The organism is Streptococcus sp. KCJ4932, assembly GCF_004352745.1.
GTDB lineage: Bacteria > Bacillota > Bacilli > Lactobacillales > Streptococcaceae > Streptococcus > Streptococcus ruminicola.
In genome coordinates, this window is the sequence record NZ_SJWW01000013.1 from 42,270 (window position 1) to 66,348 (window position 24,079).

A 24,079-nucleotide genomic window follows, 5' to 3' on the forward strand; every position below is an offset into this window, starting at 1 on the left:
ATGGGAATACATCAAAAGAGTGCAACAATTGATATTGCACAAGTCAAAGAACTATCAAAATTAGAAGGTGATTTTCTTGCTAAGAAAAAAGCGCGTGATGCGGAATTGGCAAAGATCATCAAAGGTGAAGATGACCGTATTCTCTTGGTCATCGGTCCATGTTCATCTGATAATGAAGATGCTGTACTTGAATACGCTCATCGTTTGGCGAAAATTCAAGAAGAAGTAAAAGATAAGATTTTCATTGTCATGCGTGTTTATACAGCAAAACCGCGTACAAATGGTGATGGTTATAAAGGATTGATGCATCAGCCTGATACGTCAAAACTTCCAGATTTGATTAATGGTGTTGCTGCTGTTCGTCATTTGCATTATCGTGTCATCACAGAAACTGGTTTGACGACTGCAGATGAGATGTTGTATCCTGATAACCTTACCTTGGTAGATGATTTGGTGTCATATCATGCTATTGGAGCTCGTTCGGTTGAAGACCAAGAGCACCGCTTTGTTGCCTCTGGAATTGATGCCCCTGCAGGAATGAAAAATCCAACATCTGGTAATTTGAACGTGATGTTTAACGGTATTTATGCTGCACAAAATAAACAAAACTTCATCTACCATAATGCAGAAGTTGAAACTGATGGTAATCCATTGGCGCATGCGATTCTTCGTGGTGCACTAACTGAGCATGGCGAAAATGTGCCAAACTACTATTACGATGACTTGTTGAAAGCAATTGCTCATTACGAAAAAATGGGACTTGAAAATCCATTTATCGTTATCGATACGAACCATGACAATTCTGGTAAACAATATCTTGAACAAATCCGTATTGTACGTCAAACATTGATTAATCGCGACTGGAGTGATAAAATTAACAAGTATGTACGTGGATTCATGATTGAATCTTACTTGGAAGATGGTCGCCAAGATACACCAGAGGTATTTGGAAAATCGATCACAGACCCATGTCTAGGATGGGATAAAACTGAAAAATTGATTCGTGAAATCCATGCAACCTTAAGTCATGATTCTTATGAGGAATTGCTATTCTAATTAATTGAATAACCTATGGGGCTGGGGATTTTTCTCAGCTCCTTAGTTTTGGAAATCATTAAGCGATTAAGCTGATAAGAGTTTTGATTTGGTTTAAAATCGTTTTTCACAAAGGAGACGTATGATTATTGGTCATGGCATTGACTTGCAAGAAATAGATGCAATCAAGCGAGCGTATGAGAAGAATAATAGATTTGCAAAGCGCGTGCTGACAGAAAAAGAATTTCAAGTTTTTTCAGGTTTTAAGGCTGAGAAAAGGCAAATGGAATTTTTGGCAGGGCGTTGGGCTGCAAAAGAAGCTTTCGCTAAGGCAATGGGAACTGGAATTGGGACACTCGGTTTTCAAGATATTGAAATTTTGAACAATCAGCTTGGTGCTCCTGAGATTACCCAGTCACCGTTTACGGGTAGATGCTTTATCTCACTTTCTCATACGGGGAATCTTGTGCAAGCCAGTGTTATCTTAGAAGATGATGAGTAACAAGTTTTTTGAAAAATGAAAAGTAGGATTAATCGAGAAATTTTTTACTAGCTTTGGAGGAGAAAAAATGATTTCAAGTTTACACCGACCAACAAGAGCCTTAATTGATTTAGGGGCTATTTGTGATAATATTGAGGCGGTTAAAGCTAATATTCCAGAAGGGAAAAAAGCCTTTGCGGTTGTAAAAGCTAATGCTTATGGACATGGTGCTAAAAAGGTTGCGCAAGCAGTGCATCACTTAGTTGACGGTTTTTGTGTGTCAAATGTCGATGAAGCTCTTGAACTTCGTGAAGCAGGTATTGAAGAAACAATCTTAATCTTAGGTGTTATTATGCCTAATGAAGTTGCTCTAGCGCGTGATTATGACATTACCTTAACAGTGGCTAGTCAAGAATGGCTTGATTTGGCAAATGAGCAAGACATCAGTCTTAAAGGGGTTAACGTTCATTTGAAAGTTGATTCTGGTATGGGACGTATTGGTGTGCGTAGTCTTGAAGAAGCTGAAAGCTTAATGGCTAACTTGAAAAAAGCTGGCGCTAATGTGGAAGGTATCTTCACTCACTTTGCTACAGCCGATGAAGCTGATGACACTAAATTTAACGAACAATTGGCATTCTTCACAAATATTGTTAACAACTTGAGTGAAAAACCTGCTCTTGTTCATGCTAGTAACTCAGCAACAAGTATCTGGCACAGCGAAACAATCTTCAATATCGTTCGTCTTGGTATTGTGATGTACGGATTGAATCCAAGTGGAACAGATATTGCTCTTCCATATCCGATTAAACCAGCTCTTGGCTTGGAATCAGCTCTTGTTCACGTGAAGACAATTCCAGCTGGTGCGACTGTTGGTTACGGTGCAACTTATAAAGCTCAAAAAGAAGAATATATTGCGACTGTTCCAATTGGTTATGCTGATGGATGGACTCGTGATTTGCAAGGTTTCTCAGTTCTTGTGAATGGACAATTTTGTGAAATCGTTGGGCGCGTGTCAATGGACCAAATCACTATTCGCTTACCAGAAAAATTCCCAATCGGAACTAAAGTAACTTTGATTGGTCAAGAAGGTGACAAGGTTATTTCAGCTACTGATTTGGCTCAAAAACGTGGTACTATCAATTATGAAGTGCTTTGTCTTCTAAGTGACCGTATTCCACGTTTCTATTCAAAATAAGATAAAAAGGATTCTAGATTGTCGTGATTTTCTTACGGCGATTTAGAATCTATTTTTTGTTATAATAGTAGCAAAGTGAGGTCTTATGAATTTACAATCATCAATTGAGGAATTAAAAGGCTTAGGTCCTAAGTCGGCAGAAAAATTCCATAAATTAGACATTTATACGATTGAGGATTTGCTGCTTTATTATCCTTTTCGTTATGAAGATTTTAAGAGCAAGAGTGTTTTAGATTTAGTTGACGGGGAAAAAGCTGTTATTGTCGGAACAGTGGTAACGCCAGCAAATGTCCAATATTATGGCTATAAGCGTAATCGCCTGTCTTTTAAAATCAAACAAGGCGAAGCCGTTATCGCGGTGTCTTTTTTTAATCAGCCTTATTTGGCGGATAAAGTGGAACTTGGCAGTGATATAGCCATTTTCGGAAAATGGGATGCTCTAAAATCAGCAGTGACTGGTATGAAAATTTTAGCGCAGGTTGAAGATGATATGCAGCCTGTTTACCGTGTGGCGCAGGGTATTTCGCAAAATACTTTGATTAAAGCTATAAAAGCCGCTTTTGCTCTAGGTGCACAAAATTGGTTGCCTGAGAATCTACCCCAAGTTTTCTTGGATAAGTACCGATTATTAGGTCGAGCAAGAGCAACAGAAGCCATGCATTTTCCAAAGGATTTAGCAGAATACAAACAAGCCCTTCGTCGTATAAAGTTTGAAGAACTTTTTTATTTTCAAATGAATCTGCAAGCTTTGAAGGCAGATAATAAATCAGAAGCCAATGGTCTTATGATTGCTTACGATGAGCAAAAAGTGACTGATAAAATAGCGAGTCTCCCTTTTGATTTGACGGGTGGGCAAAAGCGCAGCCTTAGTGATATTTTGTCTGATATGCGCTCTGGTGGGCATATGAACCGTCTTTTGCAAGGGGATGTTGGTTCTGGTAAGACAGTGGTTGCAAGTCTTGCTATGTATGCGGCTTATACGGCAGGTTATCAGTCAGCCTTGATGGTGCCAACAGAAATCTTGGCTGAACAACATTTTGAGAGTTTAACGCAGCTGTTTCCTGATTTATCCATTGCTATTTTGACATCAGGTATGAAGGCAGCTAATAAAAAAGCTGCTCTTGCTGCGATTGCGGATGGTTCTGTGGACATGATTGTGGGAACGCATGCGCTGATTCAAGATGCGGTGAGCTACCATCGTCTTGGACTTGTTATTACAGATGAGCAGCACCGTTTTGGGGTTAATCAACGTCGTATTTTCCGCGAAAAAGGCGAAAATCCTGATGTGCTTATGATGACAGCGACGCCTATTCCACGTACGCTTGCCATTACTGCTTTTGGTGAAATGGATGTTTCCATTATTGATGAATTGCCTGCAGGGCGAAAACCAATTATTACACGCTGGGTCAAGCATGAGCAGTTGGATGTTGTACTTGACTGGGTCAAAAAGGAATTGCAAAAAGGTGCGCAAGCTTACGTCATTTCACCTTTGATTGAGGAATCTGAATCTCTTGATCTGAAAAATGCGATTGCTTTGCATGAAGATTTGTCTGAGTATTTTGCGGATTGTGCCAATGTTGCCTTGATGCATGGTCGTATGAAAAATGAAGAAAAAGAAGCTATCATGCAAGACTTTAAAGCTCAAAAGAGTCAAGTTCTGGTTTCAACGACAGTGATTGAAGTTGGGGTCAATGTGCCAAATGCAACCATTATGATTATCATGGATGCTGATCGTTTTGGACTTAGTCAGCTGCATCAGCTGCGCGGACGTGTTGGGCGTGGTGATAAGCAATCTTATGCGATTTTGGTTGCTAATCCAAAGACTGAGACAGGAAAAAAACGCATGAAAATCATGACAGAAACCACAGATGGTTTTGTACTGGCTGAAGCTGACCTTAAAATGCGTGGCTCTGGTGAAATTTTCGGAACACGACAATCTGGAATTCCAGAATTTCAAGTAGCAGATATTGTGGAAGACTATAATATTTTAGAAGAAGCTAGACGAGTTGCCAGCCAGATCGTTTCAAATCCAAATTGGCGCCAAGAACCACAATGGCAAATCATCACTCAAAATCTCAAAGACAAAGGTAACTTTGATTAAGGTTTATGAAAGATTTCTACAAGGAAAGCTTAAGCTTTCCTTTTTATAATGGCTTTACCAAATGAAAGATGAGGTAAGCTTATGATAATAAACGTAACTTATAAGATGACATTTGCTAAAAAAATTGACGAGAAACCAGCTTACGGAAAGTAGGCTGAAAAAAGAGGACTCTTTTTTGATAAATGCTATGGCAGTAAAATCCTCAAAAGACATAAGACCATAGTGATAATTGGCTCAGTCGAATGTGACTGGGCTTTTTTTAGTGGCATTTGTTAGGAAAAGCCCTTGATTTTGGATAAAATCGTTAAAAATTACGCAAAAAAATAAAAAAATATCGATTTTCGATAAAAAAGTGTTGCAAAACGAAAAACTTGTGGTATACTAAATATATCGAAAAACGATAAAAGATTTTCGAAAAAGAATAATTTAATATCGCAAAACGGATTTAACAATTGAGCTCAACCACAAATCCAATAGGAAAACATTTTTTAGGAGATTTATCATGAACACAAAAACTATCGAAAACATCGTCAAAACAGTCGCTAAAGTTGCTATCAATCTTACAAATGTCGTTTTAGTCTTAACAATCCTTGCGGATTTGGTTTCACATGTTTATGGCTACGATACTAAAGCCGTTGGACAATACGGTGTGATTGAATGGGCGATCGGAAAAGATACCAACACTTGGCTAGTAACAGCACTGACAATCTTGACAAACAGTGCCATGATTTACGGATTGACAAAACTCAAACACTTCATTGCAAACTTCACTGTAAAAGAAGTACTAGCTGACAAAACATACCGCTTCTTAAAACAAGCTAGTCTCTACACATTCTTTGTATCATTTCTTCAAAACTTTTTATCAACATCAATGCATCAAGCTCAACTTGTTTTTGATTTTTCAATTTGCGCTTATTTCTGCCTTGCTTTTCTACTTGTTAAATACCTACGTGGACGTCACGTGGCCTAACCCAAGAATCATCGTCATTTTGCCAATTATCAATTAACTTTAAGAGGAGATTTTATTATGAAAAATGATAATAAAAAATTTAAATACATTTTAAACTTTGTGACTTTCCTATATGGTGTTAATATTTTGGGGATAATTATTCTTTTAGCAGGAGGAATTCTTTCGATTTTCTTAAGTCATAATTCATTTGTTGGATACCATGAATTTAGTAATGGTTGGAGTTTCACGTTGATGAGTGGAACATTTGATTATATTTCTTTGCTTACCGTGTTGTACAGTACTATCATGATGTTTTTACTTTTAGGTACGATTCGCAAGTTTTTAAAGAATTTAATTGCTGATAAAATTTTTATAACAGAAAATGTTTCATTAGCTAAGCGTGCTAGTCTTTTCTTACTTTTAGCATCATTTGATGGTGGTTCTGAAGCAGTTCTAGCTGTTAATGGATCAGGTTTCATTAACTTAACGTTTATTTTTGCATCACTTTTGATTTGGGTTTTTGCTAAGCTCCTTGAGAAAGCTGTTGTTATTGCTGAAGAAAATGAATTTACAATTTAAGGTAGGTGTTGTCATGAATAAGAAATTAAAAAATACTCTCTTGCTGTCTTTTGCAATTTTAGGACTTTTTACAGTAGCGCAGGCTGTAATAAATAATGAGGTTACTACAACTTATGGATATGTTAACCTTGAAGATGACAGTAATTGCAACGAACAAAACTTAGCAGATTTTATTCAAACACATCATACCCCTTTTTCGAAAACAATAATTAAGAACGATGATTAGGAGGTAGTCATATGATTCAAATTAATCTTGATGTTGAATTAGCAAAACGAAAAATGAAATCAGGTGAATTAGCTGAACGTATCGGTATTACAAATGCTAATCTCTCTATCCTAAAAACAGGTAAAGCAAAAGCGGTTCGTTTAACGACACTAGATGCGATTTGTCGTGAGTTAGGCTGCCAACCTGGTGATATTTTAGAATACATTCCTGATGAAGAGTAATAAAAAAGCTGAAGCAAATGCTTCAGCTTTTTAGCGTTAATCAGGTGATTAACCTTCGATGTATTCTTTTAATTCTTGTCCTTTTAGACCTGCATTTAAAGCGATGAGAAGTTTTAAGCGGGCTTTTTGGGCATTGAGCTCTTTGACGAACATAACCCCAGCGTTAGCGAGTTGAACGCCGCCTCCTTCGTAGGCATAAACAGGTTCAGCAATTCCGTTAAAGCAACGTGAGACAAGGACAACAGGGACGCCTTGCTTGATGAGGTCGTAGATTTCTTCAGCAGCGCGTGGTGGCATGTTTCCAGCACCAAGTGCTTCGATGACCACACCTTGAACGTTGCTTGGATTAAGGAAGCTAATGATACCATCGCCACCCATACCAGCATAGGCTCTGATAATTGGAACAGTACCTGAAATATCTTGTAAGTCAAAACGAACACGTGGCTCAGCTGTTCGGAAGAAGAGGATATCGTGTTTCATGATGATGCCTAAGGGTCCATGGATTGGTGTTTTAAAGGTTGAAACGTTAGTAGTATGAGTTTTTGTCACGTATTTTGCGGCGTGAATTTCATCGTTCATGACCACTAAAACGCCTTTACCAACTGCTTTTTCGTGACTCGCAACACGAAGGGCGCTGAGGTAATTGTAAACACCGTCACTCCCTAGTTCATTTGATGAGCGCATGGCACCAGTGAGCACGATTGGGATGTTAGGAACTTCCATGGTATCAAGGAAATAAGCTGTTTCTTCAAGAGTATCTGTTCCGTGAGTGATAACCACACCATCAAAGTTGTCAGCTTCCTCTTTAATTTTTTGATAGAGTTTTAACATGTGTTTTGGTGTGATGTGAGGACTTGGAACATTAAAAAAATCAAGTGCTGTCACTTGGATATTATCGAGATTAACACCGACATGATTCATCGGATTATCATTTTCTGGGCGGACATGGCCAGCTTCGTCAGCCTGCATTGAAATGGTTCCACCTGTGTGCAAGACAAGGATTTTTTTCATGACAATAAAACTTCCTTTTAAAAATGTGATATAATCTATTTTAACATAAAGAGGGAGGGCGAGAAACGGTTTGGCAATAAAAGCAGTATTTTTTGATATTGATGGGACACTTTTGAATGATCGTAAGAATGTGCAACAATCGACCTTGAAAGCTATAAATAGTTTGAAAAAACAAGGAATTTTTGTGGGAGTGGCAACGGGACGTGGTCCAGGTTTTGTGCAACCATATCTAGAAAATCTTGGTTTGGATTTTGCGATTTCTTATAATGGTCAATACATTTTTACACGAGATCAGGTGCTTTATCATAATCAAATGGCTGTTTCGACGGTTTATCGTTTGATTCGTTATGCCAATGATCATCGCCGTGAAATCTCTCTGGGAACAGCTTCAGGTTTGGTAGGCTCTCGTATTATCAACATGGGGACAAGTCGCTTTGGTCAAGTTGTCAGCACCCTTGTTCCGAAACGTTGGGCAAAAGCGGTGGAGCGCAGTTTTAAACACTTTATCCGACGTTTCAAACCACAAAATTTAAATGGGTTATTGGCGATTATGCGTCAACCGATTTATCAAGTGGTGTTTGTGGCAACTGAAGGTGAAACAGCTAATATTCAAAATGCTTTTCCTTATATTAAAGTCACACGTAGTAGCCCTTATTCAGCTGACTTGATTTCAAAAGGGCAATCCAAAGTCAAAGGAATTGAGCGAGTCGGTGAGATGTTTGGCTTTAGCCTAGATGAGGTCATGGCCTTTGGTGATTCTGATAATGATATTGAAATGTTATCTGGTGTCGGCACTGGCGTTGCCATGGGAAATGCTATTGAGTCTGTCAAGTCCGTAGCAACTTATACAACAGATACTAACAACAATGATGGTATTTCAAAAGCCTTAGCTCACTACGGTTTGATTCATGTTGAAGTTGGTGAACGCTTTGATAGTCAAGATGACAACTTCAATAAAGTCAAAGATTTCCACCATCAAATGGACGGAGAAACTTGCGAGACACCACGACTTTATGGTGTCGAAGAAGCTGATCATCGCTCAGACTTCAAGGTTGAAGAGATTGTCGAGTTCTTATATGCGACAAGTAAAGGTAATCCACAAGCTTTCCAACAATCTGTAGCCAATTTGCATGAAGCTGTGGATAAAGCTGTTCATAAAATTAAAAGTAAAGAACATCCTGAGACACCACTTGTTGGTCAGGTGGATGCTTTGACGGATTTGTTGTATTTGACTTATGGTTCCTTTGTTTTAATGGGAGTTGACCCAAAACCTTTCTTTGATATTGTTCATGAATCAAATATGGGAAAAATCTTCCCTGATGGTCAAGCACACTTTGATCCAGTTACACATAAGATTTTAAAACCAGATGATTGGGAAGAAAAATTTGCACCAGAACCAGCAATTAAACGTGAGTTGGACCGACAAATTCAAAAATCATTAAATCGTAAAAAAAGAAACCAAGCTAGTCATTAGACTAACTTGGCTTTTTTCGTAATTATAGAATAGTTGATTAAAAATTATTATTATTAAAGAGAATTGATATTACTCAAGACTTAGAATGTCTTTTCGCTATCACGAACAACTAGCAAATCGACTTTTGCATGGCGCATAATGTATTCTGATGAAGAACCGATAAGAAGTCGTTCAAAGGTATTAAGACCAGTTGCTCCGACCATAATCAAATCAGCTTTTTCTTTATCAGGAATATCACGAGCTAGGAGTGTTTTTGGATTACCAAATTCAATAACTTGTTTGATTTTAGTTAATCCTTTATCGCGAGCTTGTTTTTCGTAGTCATCCAATACTTCTTTAGCTTCTTGTTCGAGTTTTTCATAGACGTAAGTATCGAAAGTAGCTACGCTTTGCAAAGCGCGTGTATCAATGACATGTGTAAGTAGTAACTCTGCGTTATTGCGAAGTGCAATGTTTACCCCTTTTTCAAAAGCCAATTCTGATTCGTAAGAACCATCAATAGCAATTAGGATTTTTTCATAATGATGTGACATAAGCTGCCTCCTTAATTATGCTAGCAAGAGCGTAAAAGTGAGCGAAAACGTAGACTGGTAAGAAATCTTGGTTTTTATCGAGAACTAAGGTTAGTTATCCGTCAGCTGTTAGTAAGTTAACAGCCTTGCGCATTCCAAACTTCCTGCCCATATCAATAATTTTAATAAGCTAGTCGGGATAAGATAATCAAACGTTAACCGCTTACAATTATCATAAGAAATATCCCTAAAATTATTATACTCTATTTGGTTGAAAAATGAAAGCGTTTAAGGAATTTTTCTGAATATTTTTGCTATAATGGTAAAAGTGAGGAAAAGTATGATTAAAGATATAAAATCGGTTTTAAAAGATTTGAATCAACACAAGTATATTTATGTCTTAAGAACAAGTATTCTCCAGTTTTTAATGACGACAATTGGCGCTTATGGATTGTCCCTTATTTTAAGAGTTATCTTGATTAGTTCAAATATTCCAGGAATGACAACGGATAATATCGTAAGCTTTTTAACGAATCCTCTAACTCTAGCTGTCCTTTTTGTGTATTTTTTGTTGCTCGCATTCTTGGTTTATCTAGAATTCTCTTTATTAGTAGAAATCATTGAGTGTAAGGAAGCTAAATTAGGAGTGGGACTTTCTTATTTTAAGGAAAGAAGCTATCATTTTTTAAAATCTATTTCAGGTTGGCATTTTTTAGCTTTTCTCTTCTATTTGATATTAACAATTCCTTTTGTAGAATTTTTGGTGTCATCAGCTTTGTTAGAAAATCTTTATGTTCCTAATTTTATTTCTGGAGAGCTGGTGAAATCCACAAATGGAAAAATAATTTATTTTGGATTATATGCTATCTTTGCTTACCTCAATCTTCGTTTTATCTACGCCCTTCCTTTGGCGGTGACTAAGAAAGACAATCGCTTTGCGGTTGCATTGAAAGAATCTTGGTGGTTGACTAGGGGAACGAAAATCTTTCGAGTGTTGGGCTTTGCTTCTGTTATTTTAATTATCGTGGCTATTATCAGCCTTTTAAGTGCTGCGGGAATTGGCTTAGCAGCTTTGGTTGATGGCAGTGAGAAGACTTTTTGGGTTGAGACGCTATTTTTATCATTTGTTTGGGGTGTTCTTTTTGCAGGACGTTTGGTCTTCAAGTTAGCTTTTCTTTCCTATTTATTAAAAGGTTTTGACGACGAAGCTTCTCAAAAGCTGCCGATAAAAGAAAATAAAAAGCGACATTGCATGTTAGCTTTGACTGGACTTTTACTAGTTATTGGTGGTATTAATTTTACATACAACGCTTTGAAAGCTTCTGGAGGACCTTCAAAAAACTTATCCGTTATCGGACACAGAGGCATGGTTTCTCAAGGTGTTGAAAACTCTTTAGAGTCTTTAGAAGCAGCTGCCAAGGCAGGGGCGACTTATTCAGAATTAGATATTATCTTATCAAAAGATGGTCATTTTATTGTCAGTCATGATGATAATCTTAAACGTCTGACAGGGAAAAATATTACGATTTCTCAATCACAAGCTGAAGATATCCTTGGTTTGAAGATAAAACAAAATGGTCATGAGTCACACTTGGTTTCTTTTGAAGACTATGTGGCTAAGGCGAAACAACTAGGTATTAAGTTGTTGGTGGAGTTAAAACCAACTGGAAATGAACCTGACAATTATGAGCAACTCTTTGTGGATAAAATGAAGGAGTTGCATGTTGCCTCTTCTTATCTGGTTATGTCATCTGACTTGAAAACTATTGAGAAGGTCAAAAGGCTTGATTCTGCTATTCAGTCTGGTCACACCATTTCCTTCCAACTGGGTGATTTTATAAGTCAAAAAGTGGATTTTTATGCAATTGAAGACTTCTCTTACAATGAACTTCTAGCGCGTAAAGCTCACCAAAATGGTAAGAAAATCTACGTCTGGACAATCAATTCTAGAGACGATATTGAAAGGTACTTAGAAACGAGTACAGACGGCGTTATTACAGACTATACAGCTAGCGTTCGGAAAATTGAAAAAGAGCTGGCAGCTGATGACAGTTATCTTGATTATTTTTTACGATTAACGAATCTTTCTTGGATTGAAAAATTATAAAGGAAAGTTTATAATGTTTGAAACGAGGTAAAATCTATGAAAATATTTGATAAATCTTCAAAGCTAGAACATGTTGCATACGATATTCGTGGGCCAATTCTTGATGAAGCCAATCGTATGATTGCTAACGGTGAGAAAATTCTTCGCCTTAATACCGGAAACCCAGCTGCCTTTGGCTTTCAAGCGCCAGATGAGGTTATCCGTGACTTGATTGCTCACGCTCGTAATAGTGAAGGGTATTCTGATAGTAAAGGGATTTTTTCTGCTCGTAAAGCTATCATGCAATACTGTCAGTTAAAAGGATTTCCACATGTGGATATCGATGATATTTATCTAGGAAATGGTGTCTCTGAGCTTATCTCAATGTCACTTCAAGCCCTTCTTGATGATGGTGATGAAGTCTTGGTGCCAATGCCTGATTACCCATTATGGACAGCTTGTGTCAGCCTTGCTGGGGGAAATGCCGTGCATTACCTTTGTGATGAACAAGCTAATTGGTATCCTGATATTGATGACATCAAATCCAAAATCACATCAAATACCAAAGCCATTGTTATCATTAATCCAAATAACCCAACAGGTGCTTTGTATCCCGATGACCTTTTGAAAGAAATCGTGGAAATTGCTCGTCAAAATGACTTGATTATTTTTGCAGATGAAATCTATGACCGTTTGGTTATGGATGGCAAAAAACATACTGCCATTGCTAGCTTAGCACCAGACGTTTTCTGCGTGTCAATGAATGGTTTATCAAAATCTCACCGAATTTGTGGTTTTCGTGTTGGTTGGATGGTCCTATCAGGTCCAAAACAAAACGTTAAAGGATACATTGAAGGACTTAACATGTTAGCCAATATGCGTCTTTGCGCAAACGTCTTAGGACAAAATGTTGTTCAGACTTCTCTAGGTGGTTATCAATCAGTCGATGAACTTTTGATTCCTGGTGGTCGTATCTATGAACAACGTAACTTTATTTATAAAGCAGTAAATGAAGTCCCTGGTTTGTCTGCAGTGAAACCAGAAGCAGGACTTTACATTTTCCCTAAAATCGACCGTGACATGTATCAAATTGATGACGATGAACAGTTCTGTTTAGAACTGCTAAAACAAGAAAAAGTCATGTTGGTTCCAGGTAAAGGTTTCAACTGGAATGAACCTGACCACTTCCGAATTGTCTATTTGCCACGTGTTGAAGAATTAGCTGAGGTTCAAGAGAAGCTAACACGCGTTCTTAGTCAGTACAAACGTTAAGGATTAATTCATTAGAATGATATCGCTTTTTTAGCTTGATAAGGCTTTAAAAGCGAACGTTCTAATGAATTTTTTTAATTAAATTCAGGTTAAAAAGTATCCGCTTACAAAAATGTCAGAAGATACAGAAATTTTCTGATAATTGTTTGCAAAATAAGGGTTCCTTTGATATAATTGTAACGCAAATAACGCAAAGGAAGTAGAAAATGCCGAATTTATTAGAAAAAACACGTAAGATTACATCAATTTTGCAACGCTCTGTTGACAGCCTAGATACTGAATTGCCATATAACACAATGGCCGCTCAACTTGCTGACATTATTGATTGTAACTCTTGCATCATCAATGGGGGAGGAACCCTTCTTGGTTATGCAATGAAATACAAAACTAATACTGACCGTGTTGAGGAATTCTTTCAAGCAAAACAATTCCCAGAAAGTTATGTAAAAGCAGCTAGTCGTGTTTACGATACTGAAGCTAACTTGTCTGTAGATAATGATTTGACAATTTTCCCAGTTGAATCAAAAGATATCTATCCTGATGGATTGACAACAATCGCCCCAATTTATGGTGGTGGTATGCGCCTTGGTTCTCTTATCATCTGGCGTAACGATGAAGAATTCTCAGAAGACGATTTGATCCTTGTTGAAATCGCCTCTACAGTAGTTGGTATTCAATTGCTTAATCTTCAAACTGAAAATCTTGAAGAAACAATCCGTAAACAAACAGCCGTTAACATGGCTATCAACACACTTTCATATTCTGAAATGAAAGCTGTATCTGCTATTTTGGGTGAATTGGACGGAACTGAAGGTCGCTTGACTGCGTCAGTTATCGCTGACCGTATCGGTATTACACGTTCAGTTATCGTTAATGCCCTTCGTAAATTGGAATCAGCAGGTATCATCGAAAGCCGTTCATTGGGTATGAAAGGTACATACCTTAAAGTCATCAATGAAGGTATCTTCGACAAATTAAAGGAATATAATTAATGACAAAAGCTCTTATTTCAATTGATTATACCTACGATTTTGTAGCTGACGATGGTAAATTGACTGCTGGAAAACCAGCGCAAGCTATTGAAGATGATATTGTCCGAGTAACTAAAGAAGCGTATGAAGCTGGAGACTATATCTTCTTTGCCATTGATGCTCATGATGAAGGTGATGATTTTCATCCAGAAGCAAAATTGTTCCCGCCACATAATATCAAGGGGACAAGTGGACGTGATTTGTATGGTAAACTAGCCGACTTGTATGAAACAATCCAGTCAGATCAACGTGTCTTTTGGATGGATAAACGTCATTATTCAGCTTTTTCAGGGACTGATTTAGATATTCGACTCCGTGAACGTCGTATCACAACAGTAGTTTTGACAGGTGTTCTAACGGATATTTGTGTATTACACACAGCTATTGATGCCTATAATCTTGGGTATGATATTGAGATTCCTGCTGCGGCAGTAGCGAGCTTAACACAAGAAAATCATCAGTTTGCTTTAAATCATTTCAAAAATGTTTTAGGTGCAAAGATTATTTAAGTTGAAAGAAGTGGATGACCACTTCTTTTTTTGCTTTAGAAGAAAAGTGTGAAAAATTCTCTGGAAAGAGCTTTCTCCCTTTCTTTTACATGTTAAAGAAAAGTAAAATATGATATAATTTTAGGGACTATGTTGTAAATTTGGTTTACGATTTAATTTAATCAAGGAGAGATAGAGATGAAAATTTCTGAAGAAGAAGTTCGTCATGTAGCAAATCTGTCAAAATTGTCATTTTCTGAAGAAGAAACAACAGAATTTGCGACAACTTTGTCTAAGATTGTCGATATGGTAGAACTCTTGAACGAAGTTGATACAGAGGGTGTCCCTGTAACAACGACAATGGCAGATCGTAAGACTGTTATGCGTGAAGACGTTGCAGTAGCTGGTGATGATCGTGATGAGCTCTTTAAAAACGTGCCTCAATCTGAAAATTACTATATTAAAGTTCCTGCTATTCTAGAAGACGGAGGAGATGCTTAATGTCATTTAATACAAAATCAATTGATGAGTTGCATGACCTTCTTGTCAATAAAGAAATTTCAGCGGTTGAATTAACAAAAGCAACCCTTGAAGATATTAAAGAACGCGAAGCAGCCGTAGATTCTTTCATCACTGTTTCTGAAGAAGCTGCGCTTGCACAAGCAAAAGCTATCGATGAAAAAGGAATTGATGCTGATAATGTGATGTCAGGTATTCCTTTGGCTGTTAAAGATAACATTTCAACACGTGGTATTTTGACAACTGCAGCATCTAAAATGCTTTATAACTACGAACCAATTTTTGATGCGACAGCTGTTGAAAAACTTTACGGCAAAGATATGGTGGTTATCGGTAAAACAAACATGGACGAATTTGCCATGGGTGGTTCAACTGAAACATCATACTTCAAGAAAACTAAAAATGCTTGGGATCAAACTAAAGTTCCTGGTGGATCATCTGGTGGTTCTGCAACAGCTGTTGCCTCAGGTCAAGTTCGTTTGTCACTTGGTTCTGATACTGGTGGTTCTATTCGCCAACCTGCAGCCTTCAATGGTGTTGTTGGTTTGAAACCAACTTACGGACGTGTTTCACGTTTTGGTTTGATTGCATTTGGTAGCTCACTTGACCAAATTGGTCCATTTGCCCAAACTGTTAAAGAAAATGCGCAATTGTTGAACGTTATTGCTGGTCATGATGCTAAAGATGCGACATCATCTAACCGTGAAGTTCCTGATTTTACTGGTAAAATCGGTCAAGATATTAAAGGCATGAAGATTGCCCTTCCAAAAGAATATCTTGGTGAAGGTATCGACCCAGAAGTTAAAGAAACAATTCTAAACGCTGCTAAACACTTTGAAAAACTTGGTGCTACTGTTGAAGAAGTTAGTCTTCCACACAGTAAATACGGTGTAGCAGTTTACTATATCATCGCGTCATCAGAAGCTTCTTCAAACTTGCAACGTTTCGATGGTATTCGTTATGGTTACCGCACTGAAAACTACAACAACCTTGAAGACATCTACGTGAACACTCGTAGTGAAGGATTTGGTGATGAAGTGAAACGTCGTATCATGCTTGGTACATTTAGCTTGTCATCAGGTTACTATGATGCTTACTTCAAAAAAGCTGGTCAAGTTCGTACATTGATTATTCGTGACTTCGAAAAAATCTTTGCTGACTACGATCTTATCTTAGGTCCAACAGCTCCAAGCGTAGCCTTCGGTTTAGATACTCTTAACCACGATCCTGTTTCTATGTACTTGGCCGATATTTTGACAATTCCTGTTAACTTGGCTGGTCTTCCAGGTATTTCAATTCCTGCAGGATTTGCTCAAGGTCTTCCAGTTGGTATGCAATTGATTGGTCCTAAATACAGCGAAGAAACAATCTATCAAGCGGCCGCTGCTTTTGAAGCAACAACTGATTATCATAAACAACAACCCGTTATTTTTGGAGGTGACAAATAATGAACTTTGAAACAGTCATCGGGCTTGAAGTCCACGTTGAGTTAAATACTAATTCAAAGATTTTTTCACCGACATCAACACATTTTGGTAACGACCAAAATACAAACACAAACGTTATCGACTGGTCATTCCCAGGTGTTCTTCCTGTTATGAATAAAGGTGTTATCGACGCTGGTATTAAAGCAGCACTAGCCCTTAACATGGACATTCACCAAAACATGCACTTTGACCGTAAAAACTATTTCTATCCTGATAATCCAAAAGCTTACCAAATTTCACAATTTGATGAACCAATTGGATACAATGGTTGGATTGAAATTGAACTTGAAGATGGTTCAACTAAGAAAATTCGTATCGAACGTGCTCACTTGGAAGAAGATGCTGGTAAAAACACTCACGGTACTGATGGTTACTCATATGTTGACCTTAACCGTCAAGGTGTGCCACTTATCGAAATCGTATCTGAAGCTGATATGCGTTCGCCAGAAGAAGCTTATGCTTACCTAACTGCTCTTAAAGAAGTTATCCAATACACTGGTATTTCTGACGTTAAGATGGAAGAAGGTTCTATGCGTGTGGATGCCAACATTTCTCTTCGCCCTTATGGTCAAGAAGAATTTGGTACAAAAGCTGAGTTGAAAAACTTGAACTCATTTAACAATGTGCGTAAAGGACTTATCTACGAGCAAAAACGTCAAGCGCAAGTGCTTCGTTCAGGTGGCCAAATCCAACAAGAAACTCGCCGTTACGATGAATCAACTGGTGAAACAATTTTGATGCGTGTCAAAGAAGGTGCATCAGATTACCGTTACTTCCCAGAACCAGATCTACCACTTTACGAAGTGTCTGACGAATGGATTGAAGAAATGCGTCAAACTCTTCCAGAGTTTCCAAAAGAACGTCGTGCTAAATACATTAATGAATTTGGCTTGACAGCTTACGATGCTGCTCAATTAACTGCAACAAAAGCAACTTCTGATTTCTTTGAAAGTGCAGTAGCTCTTGGTGGTGATGCTAAACACGTTTCTAACTGGTTGCAAGGTGAAGTGGCTCAATTCCTTAACAGCGAAAACAAAACACTTTCTGAAATCTTGTTAACACCAGAAAACCTTGTTGAAATGCTTGCTATCATTGCTGATGGTACCATTTCATCAAAAATTGCCAAGAAAGTCTTTGTTCACTTGGCTAAAAATGGTGGTTCTGCGCGTGAATACGTTGAAAAAGCTGGTTTGGTTCAAATTTCTGACCCTGCAGTGCTTATTCCAATTATCCACCAAGTCTTTGAAGACAATGAAGCTGCCGTTGCTGACTTCAAGTCAGGTAAACGTAATGCTGATAAAGCCTTCACTGGATTCTTGATGAAAGCCACAAAAGGTAAAGCAAACCCACAAGTTGCTCTTAAATTATTGGCACAAGAGTTGGCAAAATTGAAAGAAGACTAAAATCATTTAAAATCATCCTTCGGGGTGATTTTTTTTATTCCATATAGCATGGCTTGACAATCTAGTCGGAGAAGTATTAAAGCTATTTTTTAATTTATTTTACTCCCTTTTTTAATCTCCAAAAATAATAGAATTTTTAGAAAGATTACTTTACAAAAAGTGTGAGAATTGGTGTGTTTTCTAGCTGCTAAATGTGTTATACTTGGAGCTGAATTTTATTTGGTAAGGTAGATGGAGTTAAGATGAATAAGATGTTTAAGGGAACTATTATGGTTCTTGTTGCAGGGATATTCTGGGGGATTTCTGGGGTTTCTGGGCAATATTTGATGGCTCATGGAATGAATGTCGACTTATTGTCTTGTGTGCGTTTAATTACAGCTGGTGTGATAATGACGACTATTGCAGCACTCAATCAGCGTGAGACGTTTTTGAAGGCTGTGACGTCATTAAAAGCACTTGGTGGTATTGCTATTTTTTCACTGATTGGGCTTGTGATGAATCAGTATGCTTATCTAAGAGCAATTGAAAGCACAAATGCAGGGACAGCAACGGTTATACAGTATATGGCACCAATTCTTGTTTTGGCCTATGTCTCTTTGAGAAAGAAACAACTGCCAAGAGGAAGTGAAATATTGGCGATTATCTTAGCGGTTTTAGGAACTTTTATCATTGCAACGCATGGGCGCCTTGATGGGCTAGCTATCACACCATGTGGCTTTGCTTGGGGATTGTTTTCAGCGGTAACTTATTCGTTTTATATTATTTTACCGGCGAAATTAATTCGTGAGTATGGTAGCTTCACAGTGATTGGTCTTGGCATGATCATGGGTGGAATTGTTTTTCCGATTTTGGTACATCCATGGCAATACACTTTAGTACTAAATCCAGGAAATTTGCTAGGATTGTTTGGCATCATCATTGTCGGTACGGTTTTTGCTTATAGTCTATTTTTAAAGGGAACAGCTATCGTTGGTGCGGTTAAAGGAAGTTTGCTTGCTTGTGTAGAACCAATTTCTTCAGTTTTCTTCTCTTTGACTATTATGCATGAAGTCTTTTATCCGATGGATTTTCTAGGAATGATTTTTATTGTCGGAGCGGTTCTATTAATTTCTTTACGCGATTTGGTTGTAGTGAAAAAACAATTGCATTAAGTAATAACATCTTAGCAGCTAGTTTTCTAGCTGTTTTTTTGTTAAATCCCTTGACATTGCTGTCGAATGTTCCTATAATACATATTGCTAGCTAGCTAACTGTTAGCTGACTAACATATTTTTAAGGAGACATGTGATGGACAGAAATATAGGACGCATGGTTAAAATAGCCGGTAATCAGTTAAGTCGTGAATTTGATCAATTTGCTAAACCTTATGATTTAACAGGAACTCAGATGTCAATTATTGATTTTTTGAGTCATGATTGGAAAGAAGAGTATTTCCAACAGGACATTGAAAAAGAATTTAATATTCAACGTTCTACAACAACAGTTTTGCTTCAACGAATGGAGAAAAAGGGTTTAATTTATCGTCAGGTTTCTGAGAAAGATGCCAGACAAAAATCAGTTCATTTAACCGAAAAAGCTGAAGCTTTGGTTGATGCTTGTCAGACATATTTTGCTAGCAAGGAAGCTACGCTTGAGAGCCTATTTTCTGAAGAAGAAATTGCTGTTTTTGAGAAAATATTACGCTATTACATGAAAGAAAAATAGGAGGAAATATGTCAGAAGAAAAAATTTCAGCAAAAGTTATTAGGGCTATTGTCGGTGCAGGAATGTTGTCATTTTGCGGTGTTGTAGTTGAGACTGCCATGAATATCACTTTCCCGACTTTGATGAAAGAATTTAATATTAACACATCAACGGTTCAATGGATGACGACAATCTACCTTTTGGTAGTGGCGTCAGTAGTGCCTTTATCAGCGTATTTGAAACGTTCATTTAAGACAAAATCAGTCTTTTTAGCAGCTAACCTGCTGTTTATATTGGGTGTCTTGATTGATGGTGTTGCTCCAAGTTTTGCTTTGCTTTTGGTCGGGCGTGTCATTCAAGGGATTGGAGTCGGAATTGCCCTTCCTTTGATGTTTAATATCATTTTGGACCAAGTGCCAATGAGTAAAATCGGTGCAATGATGGGAGTGGGAACATTGATTACAGCGGTCGCTCCAGCGGTTGGACCAACATTTGGTGGTTTGGTTTCATCACATTTTGGATGGCGTTTTATCTTTGTCTTATTGATTCCAGTCCTACTAATTTCTTTGGTATTAGGTGTTACATCGATTGAACAAAAGAATGAAGTGAAGCGTGAAACTCTAGATGTTATCAGTGTGATTGCTATTTTAGCTCTGTTTGTTGGTCTAATTTTAGGTATTAATAATTTGGCTGAATACAGCTTTTTTAGTTTGCCTGTTTTAGGAGGATTGGTGGTTGGAATTGCTGGTCTTCTTGTCTTGATAAAACGTTCTTCACATTTAGAACAGCCAATTGTTAACTTATCTATTCTTAAAAATGGTAAATTTGCTGGACATGTTATTGCTTTCTTCCTGTTTCAAATTGTCAATCTAGGAATGTCCTTTATTATCCCGAATTACATTCAGCTAGTAAATCATTCAAGTTCAACTGTCGCAGGTCTTTTAGTCTTTCCAGGAGCAATTATTGGTGCCTGCTTTGCACCATTTAGCGGCAGAATTTTAGACCGTTTAGGTGCTAAAAAGCCAATTATCTTTGGGGTTAGTTTACTTGTCTTTGCTCTTTGTCTCTTTAGTATTTTGGCCTTGCATTTACTGAATGCTTGGTTGACTGTTATCTATATTCTATCAATGGCAGGTACCGGAATTGCCTTTGGTAATATTATGACAAATGGTCAAAAACAAGTAACTTCAGACAAACGAGCAGATGCCAATGCTATCTTTAATACTTTGCAACAATTTGCTGGCGCAGTTGGAACGACCGTTGCATCCTTGGTTGTTGCGCTCAGTCAATCAAACACAAGTATCAGCTATTCAGAAGCAACGGCTAGAGGGTCACGAAATGCCTTTATCATTTTACTTGTCTTAGCTGTTATTGAATTGATTATCCTATTTAGAGTTGTTGATGGTAAAGAAAAGAAGCTTAGATATTATCAAATATGAGGTTGAGCGGGTTCGTCTCACCTCTTTTTTTGACAGATTTTGAGAAAGTCATTGACAAGCTTTGTTGCGATATTTATAATGAAATTTGTTAAAAATGGAGGAAAATAATTATGAAGAGTATCGGAAAAGCTTTAGGAAAAGAAATTGCTAGGATCGTAGTGATTCTTGCTGTTATTGCTGCTGTTGTTTTTTATTTGAAAGACAATAATTGTTTTAAAAAAATCTTTGGCGGTGACACAGAAGCTAAATATGAACATGTTGTCGAACTTTTTTCAAAGAAAAATGAATTACTTGTTGCAGATGCAGCAGTAGATACGCCTGCGACGCAGACATTTAATTCAAATGCGACTAAAGACTGGCCAGACTGGACAAAAAAAATTGCTAATGTGATTGTCAGCCGTAAATTGGAAATGAAAATTCCTGTAAAAACAGAATTTAAGCTAGAATTGGCAGATATCTCTAAAAACGATATTGACATCAAAAATAATGTTTTGACGTTCAAAAATCCTTTAACTGTAAAAGTGGATTCACAAAAAGAAGGAGAACTTGAGATTTTAAAAGCTTCTTCTGGAATTGTTGATAAAGCAGTTGATGTTGTTACTTCGGATAAAAAAGCAATGGAATTTTTGGATAAGAAAAGCCAAACTGCTATCTATGAAACAAGTAATGACGTTATGAAGCAAGAAAAATATCAGAAAAAGGTAGCCAAATACATTAGTCAGGATTTGGAACAATTACTTAATCTCAAATCTAACGATAAAATTAGTGTTAAAGTCAATGTTTCAGATTTGAAATTTGAAAATATTGACCCGAAAGAATAAGTCATCTATGAAGCTGGGGTAGAAAGGATTATCCCAGCTTTTTAGTGAAAAAATCCTAATTATAGAAGTGTTTTTCAATTCGCCATATTGGTCTAAATATGTTAAAATAAATAGTAAAATATATTTTTTTGGAGAGTAATTTGAGTATAGACGATTATAGGCCGACCTTCGTGGTTGAGGCAGTTTATGATTTAAAAGCAGATGATTTGTTGCGACATGGTATTCATGCCGTTTTAGTTGACTTAGATAATACACTAATTGCATGGAATAACCCAGATGGAACACCAGAAGTTAGGGCATGGTTGGATGAAATGACCATGGCTGATATTTCTGTGGTTGTCGTATCAAACAACAGTTATTCACGTGTTGATCGTGCGGTATCACGCTTTGGTGTGGACTTTGTTAGCCGTTCAATGAAACCTTTCACACGTGGTATTAATAAAGCCATCAAGCGTTATGGATTTGACCGTGATGAAGTTATCATGGTTGGTGACCAGTTGATGACAGATATTCGCGCTGCGCATCGTGCAGAGATTCAATCTGTTTTGGTGAAACCTTTGGTTAAATCTGATGCTTGGAATACTAGAATTAATCGTTGGCGTGAACGTCGTGTTTGGGCTAAACTTGAAGAAAAATACGGAAAAATCCAATATCAAAAAGGAATTTAATGGAAGAATTATTATGTATTGGCTGCGGAGCCAAAATTCAAACAGAAGATAAAGAACAAGCAGGATACACACCGAAAGCAGCTCTTGAAAAAGGCTTAGAAACAGGTGAATTGTATTGTCAAAGATGTTTTAGATTACGTCACTACAATGAAATCACTGACGTGCACATTACTGATGACGAATTCTTGAAACTTCTTCACGAAGTTGGTGACAGTGATGCCCTTGTGGTTAACGTTGTGGATATCTTTGATTTTAATGGGTCAGTTATCCCAGGTTTGTCACGTTTTGTATCTGGCAATGATGTTCTTCTTGTCGGAAATAAAAAAGACATTTTGCCAAAATCAGTTAAGACTGGTAAAGTCACTCAATGGTTGACTGAGCGTGCTCACGAAGAAGGTCTTCGTCCAGTCGATGTTATCTTGACTAGTGCGCAAAATCATCAAGCCATTAAAGACTTGATTGAAAAAATTGAGAAATTGCGTCGTGGTCGTGACGTTTACGTGGTAGGTGTAACAAATGTTGGTAAATCAACACTGATTAATGCTATTATCAAAGAAATCACAGGAGAAAAAGACATTATCACAACGTCTCGTTTCCCTGGAACAACGCTTGATAAAATTGAAATTCCACTTGATGATGGTTCTTACATTTTTGACACACCAGGTATCATTCACCGCCACCAAATGGCGCACTACCTTGGCGACAAGAATCTAAAATACATCAGCCCGAAAAAAGAAATCAAACCAAAAACTTACCAACTTAATCCAGAACAAACTTTGTTCTTGGCTGGTTTGGGTCGATTTGATTTTATTTCAGGTGACAAACAAGGTTTTACAGCTTATTTTGATAATAATTTGAAATTACATCGAACAAAATTAGCTGGCGCCGATGCCTTTTACGACAAACACGTTGGTAGTCTTTTGACACCACCAAGTGATAAAGAATTGGCTGACTTTCCAAAATTGGTCCGTCATGAATTTACCATCAAAGATAAAATGGATGTGGTTTATTCAGGACTTGGTTGGATTCGTATTAAAGCCTCACAAGCTAATCCAGTGAAGATTGCAGCTTGGGCACCAGAAGGTGTGGCTGTTCTTCTTCGTAAAGCGTTGATTTAAGGAAGAAGGGAAAATTTTTGGATTTTTCAACTCTATGTTCATATACTAAAAATAGGCTGATAAGTAGTAATATGTCAGGTACTTTGAAAGAGCTTAATTGTTTAGGTTACAATTTTAAAGATAGTGTTGAACTAAATACTTTTTTAGGATTTGTTAATTTTTTAAAAAATGATAACGAAGAATTAACATTACATTCTTGTACTGATTATTTTTTCTTTGGTTACCAAATTCCCCAACTTGGTAAAGAAATGGATTTGATTAGATTTGGTAAAAATTATAA

At 37.3% G+C, this 24,079-nt stretch carries 24 protein-coding genes and 1 pseudogene; 23 read left to right on the forward strand and 2 right to left on the reverse strand.

Features of this window, described 5'->3' with window-relative positions:
* The 8 genes from E0E02_RS06755 to E0E02_RS06790 all read left to right on the forward strand — a co-directional run bounded on the left by E0E02_RS06755 (position 1) and on the right by E0E02_RS06790 (position 6,787).
* Positions 1 to 1,056 carry a 3-deoxy-7-phosphoheptulonate synthase gene (locus E0E02_RS06755; RefSeq protein WP_074482524.1) on the forward strand — a complete coding sequence of 352 codons (1,056 nt, stop codon included), beginning with the start codon at positions 1 to 3 and terminating at the stop codon, positions 1,054 to 1,056.
* Between the two features lie 121 nt (positions 1,057 to 1,177).
* Positions 1,178 to 1,537 (forward strand): holo-ACP synthase, encoded by a 360-nt coding sequence (acpS, locus tag E0E02_RS06760; protein ID WP_006532004.1) that lies wholly within the window; start codon positions 1,178 to 1,180, stop codon positions 1,535 to 1,537.
* A 67-nt stretch (positions 1,538 to 1,604) separates the two neighbouring features.
* A complete protein-coding gene (alr, locus tag E0E02_RS06765; protein ID WP_074560853.1) occupies positions 1,605 to 2,711 on the forward strand; it encodes an alanine racemase in 1,107 nt (368 codons plus the stop codon).
* Between the two features lie 85 nt (positions 2,712 to 2,796).
* Complete coding sequence (recG, locus tag E0E02_RS06770) at positions 2,797 to 4,812, forward strand: ATP-dependent DNA helicase RecG (RefSeq protein WP_133018198.1); 2,016 nt, start codon at positions 2,797 to 2,799, stop codon at positions 4,810 to 4,812.
* A 502-nt stretch (positions 4,813 to 5,314) separates the two neighbouring features.
* Positions 5,315 to 5,782 (forward strand): hypothetical protein, encoded by a 468-nt coding sequence (locus tag E0E02_RS06775; RefSeq protein ID WP_074564359.1) that lies wholly within the window; start codon positions 5,315 to 5,317, stop codon positions 5,780 to 5,782.
* 57 nt (positions 5,783 to 5,839) lie between these two features.
* Positions 5,840 to 6,340, forward strand: coding sequence for a DUF2975 domain-containing protein (locus E0E02_RS06780; RefSeq protein ID WP_014335242.1), 501 nt, complete (start codon positions 5,840 to 5,842; stop codon positions 6,338 to 6,340).
* A gap of 13 nt (positions 6,341 to 6,353) precedes the next feature.
* Complete coding sequence (locus E0E02_RS06785) at positions 6,354 to 6,566, forward strand: hypothetical protein (RefSeq protein WP_133018199.1); 213 nt, start codon at positions 6,354 to 6,356, stop codon at positions 6,564 to 6,566.
* Positions 6,567 to 6,577: 11 nt separating this feature from the next.
* Positions 6,578 to 6,787: a helix-turn-helix transcriptional regulator gene (locus E0E02_RS06790; protein WP_014335241.1), complete on the forward strand. Its 210-nt coding sequence runs from the start codon at positions 6,578 to 6,580 to the stop codon at positions 6,785 to 6,787.
* 48 nt (positions 6,788 to 6,835) lie between these two features.
* On the opposite strand, the gene E0E02_RS06795 is transcribed toward E0E02_RS06790, so the two are convergent.
* A complete protein-coding gene (locus E0E02_RS06795; protein ID WP_006532010.1) occupies positions 6,836 to 7,798 on the reverse strand; it encodes an asparaginase in 963 nt (320 codons plus the stop codon).
* Positions 7,799 to 7,868: 70 nt separating this feature from the next.
* Here E0E02_RS06795 and E0E02_RS06800 point away from each other — a divergent pair, with 70 nt between their 5' ends.
* Positions 7,869 to 9,272, forward strand: a complete 1,404-nt coding sequence (locus E0E02_RS06800; protein WP_133018200.1) for a Cof-type HAD-IIB family hydrolase — start codon at positions 7,869 to 7,871, stop codon at positions 9,270 to 9,272.
* Positions 9,273 to 9,352: 80 nt separating this feature from the next.
* On the opposite strand, the gene E0E02_RS06805 is transcribed toward E0E02_RS06800, so the two are convergent.
* Positions 9,353 to 9,805 carry a universal stress protein gene (locus E0E02_RS06805; protein ID WP_074560846.1) on the reverse strand — a complete coding sequence of 151 codons (453 nt, stop codon included), beginning with the start codon at positions 9,803 to 9,805 and terminating at the stop codon, positions 9,353 to 9,355.
* 319 nt (positions 9,806 to 10,124) lie between these two features.
* On the opposite strand from E0E02_RS06805, the gene E0E02_RS06810 reads away from it, so the two are divergent.
* From E0E02_RS06810 to E0E02_RS06875, 14 genes and pseudogenes are all read left to right on the forward strand, one after another.
* Entirely contained in the window at positions 10,125 to 11,891 is a 1,767-nt protein-coding gene (locus E0E02_RS06810; RefSeq protein ID WP_133018201.1) for a glycerophosphodiester phosphodiesterase, read from the forward strand.
* Positions 11,892 to 11,927: 36 nt separating this feature from the next.
* Positions 11,928 to 13,142 carry a pyridoxal phosphate-dependent aminotransferase gene (locus tag E0E02_RS06815; RefSeq protein WP_039696347.1) on the forward strand — a complete coding sequence of 405 codons (1,215 nt, stop codon included), beginning with the start codon at positions 11,928 to 11,930 and terminating at the stop codon, positions 13,140 to 13,142.
* 206 nt (positions 13,143 to 13,348) lie between these two features.
* Positions 13,349 to 14,134: a GTP-sensing pleiotropic transcriptional regulator CodY gene (gene codY / locus E0E02_RS06820; protein ID WP_006532961.1), complete on the forward strand. Its 786-nt coding sequence runs from the start codon at positions 13,349 to 13,351 to the stop codon at positions 14,132 to 14,134.
* Entirely contained in the window at positions 14,134 to 14,682 is a 549-nt protein-coding gene (locus E0E02_RS06825) for an isochorismatase family cysteine hydrolase (RefSeq protein WP_004233137.1), read from the forward strand. Before codY ends, E0E02_RS06825 begins: the two co-directional genes overlap by 1 nt.
* 177 nt (positions 14,683 to 14,859) lie before the next feature.
* The gene (gatC, locus tag E0E02_RS06830) at positions 14,860 to 15,162 is read left to right on the forward strand and encodes an Asp-tRNA(Asn)/Glu-tRNA(Gln) amidotransferase subunit GatC (RefSeq protein WP_006532958.1); all 303 of its coding nucleotides are present in this window, start codon (positions 14,860 to 14,862) and stop codon (positions 15,160 to 15,162) included.
* A complete protein-coding gene (gatA, locus tag E0E02_RS06835; RefSeq protein ID WP_074564350.1) occupies positions 15,162 to 16,628 on the forward strand; it encodes an Asp-tRNA(Asn)/Glu-tRNA(Gln) amidotransferase subunit GatA in 1,467 nt (488 codons plus the stop codon). The genes gatC and gatA overlap by 1 nt, the downstream gene beginning before the upstream one ends.
* Entirely contained in the window at positions 16,628 to 18,070 is a 1,443-nt protein-coding gene (gene gatB / locus E0E02_RS06840; protein WP_074560842.1) for an Asp-tRNA(Asn)/Glu-tRNA(Gln) amidotransferase subunit GatB, read from the forward strand. Before gatA ends, gatB begins: the two co-directional genes overlap by 1 nt.
* A 242-nt stretch (positions 18,071 to 18,312) precedes the next feature.
* A complete protein-coding gene (locus E0E02_RS06845) occupies positions 18,313 to 19,221 on the forward strand; it encodes a DMT family transporter (protein ID WP_074602794.1) in 909 nt (302 codons plus the stop codon).
* Positions 19,222 to 19,357: 136 nt separating this feature from the next.
* Complete coding sequence (locus E0E02_RS06850; RefSeq protein ID WP_074564348.1) at positions 19,358 to 19,774, forward strand: MarR family transcriptional regulator; 417 nt, start codon at positions 19,358 to 19,360, stop codon at positions 19,772 to 19,774.
* 8 nt (positions 19,775 to 19,782) lie between these two features.
* Positions 19,783 to 21,192 carry a DHA2 family efflux MFS transporter permease subunit gene (locus tag E0E02_RS06855; RefSeq protein ID WP_133018202.1) on the forward strand — a complete coding sequence of 470 codons (1,410 nt, stop codon included), beginning with the start codon at positions 19,783 to 19,785 and terminating at the stop codon, positions 21,190 to 21,192.
* Between the two features lie 110 nt (positions 21,193 to 21,302).
* The gene (locus E0E02_RS06860; RefSeq protein WP_133018203.1) at positions 21,303 to 22,013 is read left to right on the forward strand and encodes a hypothetical protein; all 711 of its coding nucleotides are present in this window, start codon (positions 21,303 to 21,305) and stop codon (positions 22,011 to 22,013) included.
* 140 nt (positions 22,014 to 22,153) lie between these two features.
* A complete protein-coding gene (locus tag E0E02_RS06865; RefSeq protein WP_180366619.1) occupies positions 22,154 to 22,681 on the forward strand; it encodes a YqeG family HAD IIIA-type phosphatase in 528 nt (175 codons plus the stop codon).
* Complete coding sequence (gene yqeH / locus E0E02_RS06870) at positions 22,681 to 23,799, forward strand: ribosome biogenesis GTPase YqeH (protein ID WP_133018204.1); 1,119 nt, start codon at positions 22,681 to 22,683, stop codon at positions 23,797 to 23,799. The genes E0E02_RS06865 and yqeH overlap by 1 nt, the downstream gene beginning before the upstream one ends.
* 17 nt (positions 23,800 to 23,816) lie before the next feature.
* A pseudogene (locus E0E02_RS06875) lies at positions 23,817 to 24,079 on the forward strand (hypothetical protein); the annotation flags it as partial.

Coding starts and splice junctions, on each gene's coding strand:
- E0E02_RS06810 (WP_133018201.1), top strand. CDS start 10,125: ATGATTAAAGATATAAAATCGGTTTTAAAAGATTTGAATCAACACAAG.
- E0E02_RS06815 (WP_039696347.1), top strand. CDS start 11,928: ATGAAAATATTTGATAAATCTTCAAAGCTAGAACATGTTGCATACGAT.
- E0E02_RS06795 (WP_006532010.1), bottom strand. CDS start 7,798: ATGAAAAAAATCCTTGTCTTGCACACAGGTGGAACCATTTCAATGCAG.
- E0E02_RS06850 (WP_074564348.1), top strand. CDS start 19,358: ATGGACAGAAATATAGGACGCATGGTTAAAATAGCCGGTAATCAGTTA.
- E0E02_RS06805 (WP_074560846.1), bottom strand. CDS start 9,805: ATGTCACATCATTATGAAAAAATCCTAATTGCTATTGATGGTTCTTAC.
- yqeH (WP_133018204.1), top strand. CDS start 22,681: ATGGAAGAATTATTATGTATTGGCTGCGGAGCCAAAATTCAAACAGAA.
- E0E02_RS06825 (WP_004233137.1), top strand. CDS start 14,134: ATGACAAAAGCTCTTATTTCAATTGATTATACCTACGATTTTGTAGCT.
- E0E02_RS06845 (WP_074602794.1), top strand. CDS start 18,313: ATGAATAAGATGTTTAAGGGAACTATTATGGTTCTTGTTGCAGGGATA.
- E0E02_RS06860 (WP_133018203.1), top strand. CDS start 21,303: ATGAAGAGTATCGGAAAAGCTTTAGGAAAAGAAATTGCTAGGATCGTA.
- codY (WP_006532961.1), top strand. CDS start 13,349: ATGCCGAATTTATTAGAAAAAACACGTAAGATTACATCAATTTTGCAA.
- recG (WP_133018198.1), top strand. CDS start 2,797: ATGAATTTACAATCATCAATTGAGGAATTAAAAGGCTTAGGTCCTAAG.
- E0E02_RS06790 (WP_014335241.1), top strand. CDS start 6,578: ATGATTCAAATTAATCTTGATGTTGAATTAGCAAAACGAAAAATGAAA.
- E0E02_RS06855 (WP_133018202.1), top strand. CDS start 19,783: ATGTCAGAAGAAAAAATTTCAGCAAAAGTTATTAGGGCTATTGTCGGT.
- gatB (WP_074560842.1), top strand. CDS start 16,628: ATGAACTTTGAAACAGTCATCGGGCTTGAAGTCCACGTTGAGTTAAAT.
- E0E02_RS06775 (WP_074564359.1), top strand. CDS start 5,315: ATGAACACAAAAACTATCGAAAACATCGTCAAAACAGTCGCTAAAGTT.
- E0E02_RS06780 (WP_014335242.1), top strand. CDS start 5,840: ATGAAAAATGATAATAAAAAATTTAAATACATTTTAAACTTTGTGACT.
- gatA (WP_074564350.1), top strand. CDS start 15,162: ATGTCATTTAATACAAAATCAATTGATGAGTTGCATGACCTTCTTGTC.
- E0E02_RS06755 (WP_074482524.1), top strand. CDS start 1: ATGGGAATACATCAAAAGAGTGCAACAATTGATATTGCACAAGTCAAA.
- alr (WP_074560853.1), top strand. CDS start 1,605: ATGATTTCAAGTTTACACCGACCAACAAGAGCCTTAATTGATTTAGGG.
- acpS (WP_006532004.1), top strand. CDS start 1,178: ATGATTATTGGTCATGGCATTGACTTGCAAGAAATAGATGCAATCAAG.
- E0E02_RS06785 (WP_133018199.1), top strand. CDS start 6,354: ATGAATAAGAAATTAAAAAATACTCTCTTGCTGTCTTTTGCAATTTTA.
- gatC (WP_006532958.1), top strand. CDS start 14,860: ATGAAAATTTCTGAAGAAGAAGTTCGTCATGTAGCAAATCTGTCAAAA.